This is a genomic window from Vibrio sp. 1078-1, assembly GCF_033340475.1.
Window position 1 is genome coordinate 1 of record NZ_JAWOWM010000310.1, and the last position, 726, is coordinate 726.

Consider the following 726-nt stretch of genomic DNA (forward strand, 5'->3'; position numbering starts at 1 on the left):
CGTTCTGACGTAGCAGTACGTAAGAAAGAAAGTTTGAAAGAGACCACTGGCGTATTGCACGGTGAAATGCCTCCAAAATCTGTCGTCATCGAAGAAAACGGCGTAAAAATCAGTGTCGACATTGTAGGGGGACATAAAACGGGCTTCTACCTAGACCAGCGTGACAGTCGTCAACAAGCAATGAAGTACGTTAAAGATAAAGAAGTACTGAACTGCTTCTCTTACACGGGTGGCTTTGGTCTTTACGCACTGAAAGGCGGCGCAAAACGCGTAATTAATGCGGATGTATCTCAGCCAGCATTGGACACAGCAAAATACAATGCAGAGCTGAACGAGTTTGATATCTCGAAAAAGCGCGCTGTTTTCTTAAACGCAGATGTATTTAAACTGCTTCGTGAATACCGTGACCAAGGTACTCAGTTTGATGTGGTTATCATGGATCCACCTAAGTTTGCAGAAAGCAAAGCGCAACTAAATGGCGCATGTCGTGGTTACAAAGACATCAATATGTTGGCGATGCAAATTCTAAAACCTGGTGGCACGCTACTGACCTACTCTTGCTCTGGCTTAATGGACCAAGTTTTGTTCCAAAAAATCATTGCTGACGCAGCGGTAGACGCAAACCGCCAAGTGAAATTTGTTGAGCGCTTTGAACAAGCCGCAGATCACCCAACCGATACGGCATACCCAGAAGGTTTCTACCTAAAAGGCTTTGCTTGTAAAGTG

The 726-nt window shown here is 44.9% G+C and carries 1 protein-coding gene; it reads left to right on the plus strand.

The genetic code is table 11. The features are described 5' to 3' along the window. A partial coding sequence (locus R7190_RS27275; RefSeq protein ID WP_318137856.1) for a class I SAM-dependent methyltransferase occupies positions 1-726 on the plus strand: 726 nt, incomplete at both ends.